This is a genomic window from Streptomyces sp. NPDC001027 (assembly GCF_040299045.1).
Taxonomy (GTDB): Bacteria; Actinomycetota; Actinomycetes; order Streptomycetales; family Streptomycetaceae; genus Streptomyces.
The window spans coordinates 1-9,471 of sequence record NZ_JBEPBI010000280.1; the positions used below are offsets into that span (position 1 = coordinate 1).

At 73.6% G+C, this 9,471-nt stretch carries 5 protein-coding genes and 1 pseudogene; 2 read left to right on the forward strand and 4 right to left on the reverse strand.

Annotated features, from left to right (window positions below; genetic code table 11):
- Both ABT300_RS37800 and ABT300_RS37805 read left to right on the forward strand, forming a co-directional pair.
- Positions 1 to 3,289 (forward strand): type I polyketide synthase (locus ABT300_RS37800; protein ID WP_351685903.1); only part of this gene is annotated, 3,289 nt, incomplete at its 5' end.
- Positions 3,279 to 4,313, forward strand: coding sequence for a ketoacyl-ACP synthase III family protein (locus ABT300_RS37805; protein ID WP_351685906.1), 1,035 nt, complete (start codon positions 3,279 to 3,281; stop codon positions 4,311 to 4,313). The genes ABT300_RS37800 and ABT300_RS37805, both read left to right, overlap by 11 nt.
- Positions 4,314 to 4,655: 342 nt before the next feature.
- Here ABT300_RS37805 and ABT300_RS37810 read toward each other — a convergent pair whose 3' ends face one another.
- The 4 genes and pseudogenes from ABT300_RS37810 to ABT300_RS37825 all read right to left on the reverse strand — a co-directional run.
- Positions 4,656 to 7,232: an AMP-binding protein gene (locus ABT300_RS37810; RefSeq protein WP_351685909.1), complete on the reverse strand. Its 2,577-nt coding sequence runs from the start codon at positions 7,230 to 7,232 to the stop codon at positions 4,656 to 4,658.
- Positions 7,233 to 7,242: 10 nt separating this feature from the next.
- On the reverse strand, positions 7,243 to 8,094 hold the full coding sequence (locus ABT300_RS37815; protein WP_351685912.1) for an ABC transporter permease: 852 nt from the start codon (positions 8,092 to 8,094) through the stop codon (positions 7,243 to 7,245).
- Positions 8,094 to 9,083, reverse strand: a complete 990-nt coding sequence (locus ABT300_RS37820) for an ATP-binding cassette domain-containing protein (protein WP_351685915.1) — start codon at positions 9,081 to 9,083, stop codon at positions 8,094 to 8,096. The genes ABT300_RS37815 and ABT300_RS37820 overlap by 1 nt, the downstream gene beginning before the upstream one ends.
- 99 nt (positions 9,084 to 9,182) lie before the next feature.
- Positions 9,183 to 9,471 (reverse strand): annotated as a pseudogene (locus ABT300_RS37825) (dehypoxanthine futalosine cyclase); the annotation flags it as partial.

Genomic DNA, 9,471 nt, shown 5'->3' on the forward strand with positions numbered 1-9,471 from the left:
CTCCCTGGCCGTGCCGCGGGAGCGGGCCGAGACGATCGCCGCCGACCTCGGACTGGACGTCGGGGCGGTCAACAGCCCCGCCAACACCGTCCTCTGCGGCCCCGCAGAAGCACTCGACGAACTCGCCGCCTGGTGCGAGCGGCACCACGTACGCCACCGACGCATCCCCATCGACCACGCCCCCCACTCCGTCCACGCCGAAGCGATCAGGGATCAGGTCCTCGACGCGCTCGCGCCCATCGCGCCGCGCAGCGGCGACCTGCCCTTCTACTCCTCGCTGACCGGCGGTCCCGTCGACGGGGCCGAACTCGACGCCGAGTACTGGTATCGCAACCTGCGCCACACCGTCGACTACCAGGCCGCCACCCGCGCACTGGCCCACACCGGCGTCACCGCCTTCATCGAGGTCAGCCCCCACCCCGACCTCACCCTCCCGACCCAGGAAACCCTCGACGCCCTCGACGACCTCACCGAACAGCCCGCCGTCCTCGCCACACTCCACCGTGATCAGGGCGACGCCCACGACTGGACCCACGCCCTCAGCACCGCATGGACGCAAGGCGTCACCCTCCACCCGGCCCCGACCTCGCCCCCGACACCCATCCACCCGGACCTGCCGACCTACCCCTTCCAGGGAACCCGCCACTGGCTCACCACACCGACAGGAGCCTCTCGCGGTGCGTCCGGTCTGGGCGCGGTTCCCGCCTCGCACCCCCTGCTGGGTGCGGCCGTGGAACTGCCCGGTACCGAGACCGTGGTGTTCACCGGCCGGCTTTCGGCGGGCATGCCCGCGTGGTCGCCGGATGAGCAGGCCCATGGCGCGGAGCGGGAACCGGACTGGCTCGCCGCGGAGTTGGCGCTCGCGGCCGGTGGGCGGTTGGGCAGGGGCCGGCTGCGCGCCCTGACCGCGCAGGCGCCGTTCGTGATGCCGGGTTCCGGCGCCGTTCAGGTCCGCGTCACGGTCGGCGCGGGCGAGGAGCCCGGCGTACGCACGGTCTCCGTGCACTCCCGGCGCGGCGACGACGTCCTGGGGTTGCCCTGGACCTGCCACGCGACGGGTGAGCTGGTCGCGGCAGCGGCCGTGCCGGACTGGGATCTCGAGGCCTGGCCGCCCGCGGACGCCCTCCCGGTGCCCGAACCCGAGCTGCGCCTGGAGTACCCCGCCCTGCACTCCGCCGTGCGGCGCGTGTGGCGACGGGACAGCGAGGTGTTCGCGGAGATCCTCGTCCCGGACCGACTGCGGGAGGAGGCCCGGAGGTTCGGGCTCCACCCGGCGCCGGCACAGGCCCTGCTCAGCCTTGCGGGCTTGAAGGGCGTCGCACCCGAGGTCGCCGCCGCGTCCTTGCGGGTACAAGCCTGGGGAGAGGTGTCGCTGCACGCGTCCGGCGCATCCGTCCTGCGCGCCCGGGTCTCCCCGGGGCCGGACGGCTCGGTGTCGCTGGCCGCTGCCGACGCCACCGGATCCCCTGTGCTGTCGGTACCGGCCCTGCGGCTCGGGCCCGTCGTGCGCGAGGAGCTCAGAGCCTCGGACGTGGCGCAGCAGGACAGCCTGTTCGGCATCGAGTGGACCGCCGTGGACGTCCGGGCGAACACCGCCGACGCCGACGGCACTTGGGCCATCGTGGGCGAGGATCCCGTGCGCATGCGGTCCTCGCTGATGACCGCGGGACGCTACGCGGAGACGTACCCGGACCTGACGGCGCTGGCGGCCGCCGTGGAGGGGGGCCGAGACGTCCCCGACGTCGTCGTGGTCCCCTTCCTGGAGCAGCATGGCGAGCCGGCCGGGCGGGAACTGGTGGACGCCGTCCACGCCACGACGACCCGTGCCCTGGAGACAGCCCGGGCGTGGGTGGGCACCCCGGCCTTCGACGGATCCCGGCTGGTGTTCCTCACCCACGGCGCGGTCCCCGCGGTGGCCGGGCCCGACGACACGTCACCGCTCGACCTCGCGGCGGCCGGCGTCTGGGGTCTGATCCGCAGCGCGCAGACCGCATACCCGGACCGCTTCGTGCTCGTGGACACGGACCTCGCCAAGCCCACCTGGCGCTCCCTGGATCGCGTGGCGTCCTCCACGGAACCGCAGTGGGCGCTGCGCGGGAGGACGGCACGGGTCCCGCGGTTGGCCCGTCTCGCACCGGGCAGCGCTCTCCCGGGACTGGACGTCGGCCCGGACGGCACGGTGCTGGTCACCGGCGGGACGGGCATGCTGGGCTCGGTCGTGGCCCGCCACCTCGTCACCGAACACGGCGTGCGGGAACTGCTGTTGACGAGCCGTCAGGGCTCGGACGCGCCCGAGGCGGCGGTCCTGGAAGCCGAACTGACGGAGCTTGGGGCCCGGGTCCAGGTGGCTGCCTGCGACGTGGCGGACCCCGAAGCCCTGGCCGCCCTGCTCGCGGACCGGCGGATCGCCGCCGTGGTGCACACGGCCGGCGCGGCGGACGGCGCCGGTCTCCCGTCCCTGACGGCGGAGCGCCTGAGCGAGGTGCTGCGCCCCAAGGCGGACGCGGTCGTGAACCTGTACGAAGTGGTCCGCGACGCAGGGGTGGGGCAGTTCGTGCTGTTCTCCTCGGTCGCCGGCGTCCTGGGCGCTGCGGGACAGGCCGACCAGGCCGCCGCGAGCACCTTCCTCGACGCGTTCGCCCACCACCTGCGGTCCCGCGGCGTCGCCGCCACCTCGATCGCATGGGGTCCGTGGGCCGGTGCGAGCAGTCGGCCGGGGCCGCCCGGGAAGGACCGGCGCCCGGTGGCGCTGCGCGGCACGCACCCGCTCGTCGAGCAGCAGGGGCTCGGGCTCTTCGACGCGGCTTGGGCGGCCGGCCGCGGCCTCGTGATCGCGTCCCGGCTGGACTTCGGCGGACTCACCGGCGACGCGGAGACCGGCGAGGTGGCCTCCGTCCTACGGACGCTGGTGTCCGTCGGCGCCCGCCGCACGGCCCGGTCCACCCCGGCGGAGCAGACGGACCTGCGACACCGGCTGGCGGCGATGAGCAGGGCGGAGCGGGAGACGGCGGTGACCGACCTCGTGCGGGACCGGGCCGCTGCCGTCCTCGGCCACGCAGCACCGGACAGCGTGGCCGCGGACGCCCGGCTGAGGAACCTCGGATTCGACTCGCTCACCGCTCTGCAGCTGCGCACGGCACTCGTCGAGGCGACCGGGCTGAGGCTGCCGACGCGGGTGGCGTTCGAGTTCGACACCCCGACGGACCTCGCGGAGCACCTGATCGAGCGGATCCTCGCCTCCGCGCCCTCACACCTCAATGGAACGGAAAGGCCCTCGGATGAGAATTGACCATGTGTTCATCGACTCGCTCGGTGTCACGCTGCACGAGTTCGAGCCCGTCGGGCGGGCCGTGTCCAAGGGACTGATCAGCCAGGAACTCGTGGACGCGAACGGGCTGACCGGCACCCATCTGGCGCACGACGTCCCGGCCGTGGAACTCGCGATCTCCGCCGCGCGCGTCGCCATGGACCGGTCGAAGCTGCAACGGGAGGACATCACGCACCACGTGCACAGCGGGGTGTACTACCAGGGCCCGCCCGGGTCCTACGCACCCGGATACGTCCTGCGCGAACTGGAGGTGGAGCCGGTCTCGTCGCTGTACCTGCGCCAGGGCTGCAACGGCATGCTGGGCGCGCTGGAGGTGGCGGTCGGGCAGATGACGGGCGCCGCTCAGGCGGAGACCGTGCTCCTCACATCCGGTGAGAACTTCACCGCCACGGGCTCGGACCGCTACACGGGAATCGGCCAGGCGTACTTCCTCTCCGACGGCGGGGCCGCAGTCCTGCTCAGCGCGGACGAGGGCTTCGCGCAGATCAGGTCGCTCAGCGCGGGCATCCTGCCCGAGCTCGAACGGTGGCATCGTGGCGACGGCTCGCTGCTGGCGGACGAAGGCCGGGAGAGCGACGGGGACATGGCTGAACGGGCCACTCGCTACAGCGAGACCGAGACCCCGCTCTCCGAGACCCTCGAGAAACTGACTGTCTTCAATCTCGGCGTCATCCGCCGAGCACTCATCGACGCCGACCTCAATGCCGACGACATCGCCAAGGTCGTACCGATCAACATCGACGGCCGGATGATCCAGTACTCGGTCATGATGCCGCTCGGCCTGCCCATGGAACGCTCCACGTGGGACTTCGGCAAGGGCATCGGGCATGTGGGCGGCGCCGACGTCTTCATCACCCTGGAGCATCTGGTCCGTACGCGCGAGGTGGCTCCCGGCGACCACGTACTGCTGATCTCCCAGGGCCCGGGCTGGATGTGCACGGCCGCTGTCGTGACCCTCGTCGATCTTCCCGCCTGGGCGGTATGACGTGCTTCTGCCACCGCGCTCGTCCTCGATGCGTCGAGGGCGGCCGGTGGCAGCGGTGCGAGGACGCCGAACGCGGCCGGCGGACCCCGCCACCGCGAAGACGCGGCGCCGGCCGCCGGCCGGGCGGAGTCAGGAAGTCTCACGGCGTCGATGACGAGGGGGGAGGAAGCGCCCCAGGGCCCGGTCCTGCGCGGCGCCCACGAGCCCCGGACGGCCGCCGCGTCCACGGCCGGCATTCGCCCGTCGCCGTGACGACCGCGTCCCGGGCGACGACGAACCGGGCGACGACGAACCGGGCCACGACGACGAACCGGGCTGCACCGGCCGCGGACTCGCGGCGCGTCAGGGCCGGGGACCGCCCACCGTCGCGGGCGCGCCGCCGACCGAGGGCAGTGCGTACGGCTCCCAGCAGTGGTCGAGCAGGGCGTCCTGCTGTGTCGCCGACGCGGCTCGTACGGCGTCGCCCCGCAGCGGCGCACAGGTCACCGAGCGCGCGGTCAGCACCCGGTCCCCGGTGCCGTCGGCCGCCTCCAGCTCCCAGGAGCCGTCGGTCGTCGGCCGCAGCCGCACCCGCAGCAAGGACGCGCCGCCGGCGTACAGGGACACGTCACGCCAGCGCACCGCAACCGGCTTCGCGCCGTGCGGAGCCGCCTCCCGGGCCAGGTGCACGGCGCCGGTCAGCGCCGCGTCCAACAGCACCGGATGGAGCGCGTGACCGTCCTGACCCGTCACCCAGTCGGGCAGCGCCGCCTCGACGAAGACCTCGTCCCCGCGCCGCCACACGGCGCGGGGAGTCCGCGCGGAGTCCGGCCGGTCGGCTTCGCGGTCCCCGATGACCGGGCGGGCGTCCTGCGGAGGCCACACGGACCGTCTCACGTCGGCTTCCGCGGGGGAGGCCGGGGCCACCGTCGCCGTCGCGTACCGGGTCCACGGTCTGCGTGAGGCGCCTGTGTCCGGCCGCCCGTGAACCGTCACCCGTCTGATGCCGTCGGCCTCCGGCGCACCGACCGTCACCCGAAGTTGCACGCCGCCCTCGTGCGGCAGCACCAGCGGCTCGTCCGCCGCCACGTCCAGCGCCCGGGCGCAGCCGGCGCGGCCCGCCGCGTGCAGCACCAGGTCCAGCAGGGCCGCTCCGGCGAACACCGCTGCTCCGTCCACGCGTTGCGACAGCGTGGGGTCGCCACCGGACGCGGTGATCCGGCCCGTGCACACCAGTTCGTCGCGCCCGGGCAGTTCGACCACTGCCGGGAGCAGGGGATGGCCCGCGTCGTCCAGTCCCAGCTCGACGGCGCCGGAAGAGCAGAGCGCTTCCGGGGACCGCTTCCCGGACCGCCGCCACAGCGGCCGCGTCGGAAGCGCCGCCAGCAGTCCGCGGGCGATCTTCCCGACCGGGTCGCGAGGAACCTCGGCGACCTCGTGGATCTCCTCAGGGAGCTCGACCACGGACAGCCTCCGTCGGCAGGCGGACAGCACCGCCTCCACGTCGAGCCCCCCGGCCGCCGGCACCACGTAGGCGACCGGCACCTCGCCGAGCGTCCCGTGGGCGACGCCCGCGACGGCCGCGTCCGCGACCCCCGGCGCCAGCACGAGCGCCTCCTCCACCTCGCGCGGACGGACGTGCTCCCCGCCCCGGACGATCAGCTCCTCGAGCCGGCCGGTGAGCGTCAGACATCCGTCCGCGTCCTGGCGGGCCAGGTCACCGGTGCGGTACCAGCCCCCGGACAGCACCCTCGCGGTTGCCTCCGGCTGCCGGTGATAGCCGGGCGTCAGCGCCGGGCTGGACACCCACACCTCGCCTTCGGCGCCTCGCTCCACCTCGTCGCCGGTGCGCGGGTCCATGAGGCGTAGCGTCAGTCCGGGCAGCGGCACACCGCAGGAGCCGGGCAGGTACGGGCCCTGCGGCAGGTTCGTGGTGATCGCGCCGCCCGTCTCCGTCGAGCCGTAGCCGTCCAGCAGGGCGATGCCGAACGCGGAGCGGAACGCCTCGTGCAGGGACGCCGGACACGGCGGGCCCGCCACCACGCACACCCTCGGCCGGGGAACGCCGGCCTCACCGGACCGGGCGAGCTCCACCATCCGGCGGTACATCGCCGGCACGCCCACCAGGAAGGCGGCGTCCTCGGCAAGGGCTCGACGCAGCACCTCGTCGGCGGCCGCACCGTCCGTGACGCAGAGCGTGGCGCCGACCGCCACGACGCCGAGCACGCACACGGTGCGCGCCGCCGCGTGGAAGAGCGGCAGCGGCCACACGACCCGGTCCTGTGGGGACAGACCCAGCAGCGGTGCGTCGCAGGCGGCCGTCGTCCACAGCGACGTCCTCTGCGTGGACACGACCCCGAGGGGACGGCCGGTCGTCCCGGGCGGGTACAGCACCCAGGCCGGCTCGTCCAGGCCCAGGTCGTCGCGGGGCGGATCGCGCAGTGACCACGTCGACGCCAGTTCCTCCCAGCGCGGCAGTTCGTCGTCGGCCGTCTCCGTGAACCCCGGCTCGGAGTCCCGTCCCACGAGGACCACGACGACGTCCGGCCGGTCCGCCAGCACGCGGCGCAGCTGGGGCAGCTGCGCCGAGCCGGTGATGACCAGCCGCGCCGCGCAGTCGTCCAGCAGGTACGCCAGTTCCGCGTCGGTGGACTGCGGGTCGAGCGGCACGCCGACGGCGCTCGCCCGGGTGACGGCGAGGCGACTCTCCACCGCCTCCACCCGGTTGGGCAGGTAGATCACCGCCGACGCGCCGCGCGTCAGGCCCAGCCCCACCAGATGACCGGCCGCCCGGGCGGTGCGCCGGTCCAGTTCGGCCCAGGTCACCGCACGACCGGCGTCCTCGAGCGCGATCCGGTCGGGCTGCCGGGCAGCGTGCCCGGCGAGCAGTTCGTGCACCGGGCGGACGAGGTCCGCCCGGAACGTGGCGTCCGCGGTCACGACTTCCCCCTCACGTGCCGGCCGAACGGTAGCGGCGCACCGCCAGCGTCCGGCCCACCACCGCGATCAGCACCGACCAGCACAACGACACCAGAACGGGATGCTGAGCGGGCCAGGCGCCCGTGGCCGCGAGCCCCGGGTTGCCGAACAGCTGCCGGGTCGCCTGCACCGTGGCGCTCAGGGGATTCCACTCGGCAGCCCAGCGCAGCACCGTCGGGAGCGTGGACGGCGCCACGAACGCGTTGGAGAGGAAGGTCAGCGGGAACAGCCACAGGAAGTTGCTGGTGGCCGCCGCCTCCGGGGCGCGCACCGACATGCCGATGACGACGCCCACCCACGACAGCGCGTACCCCATGAGCAGCAGCAGAGCGAAGGCGGCGGCGGCTCGCAGCGCCCCGTGATGGATGCGCCAGCCGACCAGCAGCGCGCACAGCACCATCACCGTCATGACCATGACGTTCTGGACGAGATCCGCGAGCGTGCGGCCGGTGAGCAGCGCCCCCCGCGCCATCGGCAGGGAGCGGAACCGGTCGACCATGCCGCTCTGCATGTCGTTGGCCATGCTGACGCTGCTGTTGCCGGCGGTCGCGAAGGCGATCGTCTGCGCGAAGAACCCGGGCATCATGTACTCGCGGTACGCGGCGGGATTCGCCGCGCCGGGCAGACTGAACGACCCGGCGAAGATGTAGGCGAAGAGCAGCACGAAGACGATCGGCTGCACCAGACTGAGGATGACCACCTCGGGAATGCGGATCGTCCGGATCACGTTGCGCCTCGTCACGACGAGTACGTCGCGCAGCGATTTGGCGGCCGATCCGGGCCTCAGCTCGGGTACGGACGATGCCGTGGCCGACACGTTCATCACTCCTTCTCGTTCGCCGCGCCGGCGCCGACCGCCATGCGCGATGTGTCCCGCGGGGCGGCCTCGGTGAGGGCGAGGAAGACCTCGTCGAGCGTGGGGCGGCGCAGTCCGATGTCGGTGACCTCGATGCCCTCCGCGTCCAGGGCGGAGATCACCTGGGCCACCAGCCGCACCCCGCCGTCGACGGGAACCGAGACCATGCCGCGGGGACCGTCGACGTCCGGTGCGCGGGTGCCGTACCGGGCCAGCAGGGCGGCCGCGGAGTCGAGTTGCTCGCGCTGGGAGACGACCGCCTCGACCCGCTGGCCGCCTGCCTGCGCCTTCAGTTCGCGCGGCGTGCCACGGGCGATGATCCGTCCGTGGTCGACGACCGCGATGTCCCGCGCCAGACGGTCGGCCTCCTCGAGGTACTGCGTGGTGAGCAGGAGTGTGGTGCCCTGCGACACGAGGCCCTCGATGGCGTCCCACAGCATCAGCCGGCTGGTCGGGTCGAGGCCCGTCGACGGCTCGTCGAGGAACATCACCGAAGGGCGCACGACGAGCGCGCAGGCCAGGTCCAGGCGTCGCTGCATGCCGCCCGAATACGTGCTGGACATCCGGTCGGCGGCCCCGGTCAGGTCGAACCGGTCCAGCAGCTCGTCCGCGCGCAGGCGGGCGGCCCGGGTGCGAAGCCCGTACAGCTCACCGATCATCCGCAGGTTCTCCCGGCCGGTGAGCCGGTCGTCGACGGCGGCGAACTGGCCCGAGAGGCCGATGCACAGCCGAACCCGGTCGGGGTGGCGGACCACGTCGTGACCCGCCACGACGGCGGTGCCCGCGTCGGGCCGCAGCAGGGTGGCGAGCACGCGCACCGTCGTGGTCTTGCCCGCTCCGTTGGGGCCGAGCAGTCCCAGGACGCTGCCTTCCGGCACGTCAAGGTCCACTCCGTCCAGGGCCCGGGTCTCGCCGAAGGTCTTGACCAGACCCGTGGCGTGAATGGCACCCGCCATGGGGTTCTCCGTCCTCGTGTGCAGGGGTGGGGCGGGGCGAGTCACGAGGGCGGGCGTCCCGGGCCGGATGCCCGCGCCCCGAACGCCCGGCCCGGCGGCTCAGGTGGCGGCGATGAGCTTCAGCTCGGGGTGGGCCGTGCCGCCCTCGATCGCCGTGGACGAGACGTGGGAGACGACGCGCTCGTCGACCGGGTCGTTCGCCGGGTCGTCGTGCACGACGAGGTGCTCGTACGTCGTGGCGCGCTGGGCCGGGACACGGCCGGACGACCGGATGAGATGGATCAGTTCGAGCAGGTTGGAGCGGTGCTTGGCGCCGGCCGAGGAGACGACGTTCTCCTCCAGCATGATCGAGCCGAGGTCGTCGGCGCCGTAGTGCAGGGAGAGCTGG